Origin of the sequence: Acutalibacter sp. 1XD8-36, assembly GCF_009917525.1 — a bacterium.
Lineage (GTDB): Bacteria > Bacillota > Clostridia > Oscillospirales > Acutalibacteraceae > Acutalibacter.
This window is the reverse complement of the sequence record NZ_QZDU01000059.1, coordinates 1-1,126: the sequence shown is the minus strand read 5'-3', so window position 1 is coordinate 1,126 and position 1,126 is coordinate 1. Positions and strand designations below refer to the sequence as shown.

The window sequence follows — 1,126 nt, the reverse complement described above, 5'->3', positions numbered from 1 at the left end:
TTTATGGCATTCCCAATATTCCCCACTATCCCAACAACAAGTAAAACACAAGCCGCCCAAAACCACCAGCGCTTAGTCAGCGGTTTCTTCGGGCTTACGGCAGAAACACCCTGAACATTTGAAATGCCCCATTTGATATCTTTTCGGCAGGCCGGGCAGAAAGGGGAGCCGGGGATAACGTCCTTGCCGCAGTGGGGACACTTCGCGGTTTTGAACTTCGCCCCGCAGTTGCGGCAGGAGACCGCGCCGTAAGAAAGATTGGAGCCGCATTTTGGGCACTTCATTTTGTATTCTCCATTCCTTAGGTGTTAAAACTTATCCCAGAGAAAATTTCTTTGTAAGCTTCTCTTTGGAGAAAGATATCAGCTCAGTGACCTCAACTGTCACCTCGCTAGTTTCATTTTCAAGCAGATAGGCCATCTCGACTTCGAGCGTTCCGCCGGGCTGGACATCTTTTAAATAATTTTGCGAGTTGAAGCTATCGTCACTTCCCGCTAAAATTGCACTTTCAAGTTGGACACTATTTTGATAGGCTTGGGGATGAATAGCGATAGCAAAAGATTTATTCTCAGAGCTGTTATTTGTAAATTTATATCCTACAATAAGAGCAGGCTTTCCCTCATAATCTTTAGTCTTTCTGGAGTCCAAAATTGAAACGCTATAATCCCCAAGTGTACCACTGTCGGATGCAACCGGCTCTGTGTTAGCGGCAATCTCTGAGGCTACAGAAGATTCTTTAGATGAACTCTCACTAGCTTCTGATGTCTTTGAGTCCTGTGAAGTTTTTGAGGATTACGAAGAAGAAGGTGAATCCCTAAAAGCGTCTGAAATTGCAGATTTGATGGTATTTTTGGTATAAGAACTCCCTACACCACACCCAATCGCAAAAATTAGTATGTATATAGGAATCTGCCACCATTGAAATTTACCCTTAGTTTTTTTAGCAGTTGTAGGTCTAGTGGCACTTTGAACGCCGTTGGCAGCAGTCTGTCCTTGTGGTTGTCTGTATGTAAGCCTTGCCCCACAACTTCCGCAGCTCGTCGCTCCTGACGGAATATTCCCGCCACATCTTGGACACTTCATTTTACATTCCTCTTTTCATTTTTACATTATTCAATATATTTTT

Annotated in this window: 3 protein-coding genes; 1 reads left to right on the top strand and 2 read right to left on the bottom strand. The window is 43.9% G+C overall.

Features of this window, described 5'->3' with window-relative positions:
- A partial coding sequence (locus D5270_RS16500) for a zinc ribbon domain-containing protein (RefSeq protein ID WP_166545104.1) occupies positions 1-284 on the bottom strand: 284 nt, incomplete at its 3' end.
- 31 nt (positions 285-315) lie between these two features.
- Positions 316-714, bottom strand: a complete 399-nt coding sequence (locus tag D5270_RS16495) for a DUF5067 domain-containing protein (protein WP_330587550.1) — start codon at positions 712-714, stop codon at positions 316-318.
- Here D5270_RS16495 and D5270_RS16490 point away from each other — a divergent pair.
- A complete protein-coding gene (locus tag D5270_RS16490; RefSeq protein WP_166545103.1) occupies positions 701-859 on the top strand; it encodes a hypothetical protein in 159 nt (52 codons plus the stop codon). The genes D5270_RS16495 and D5270_RS16490 overlap by 14 nt on opposite strands.
- Positions 860-1,126 lie beyond the last annotated feature (267 nt).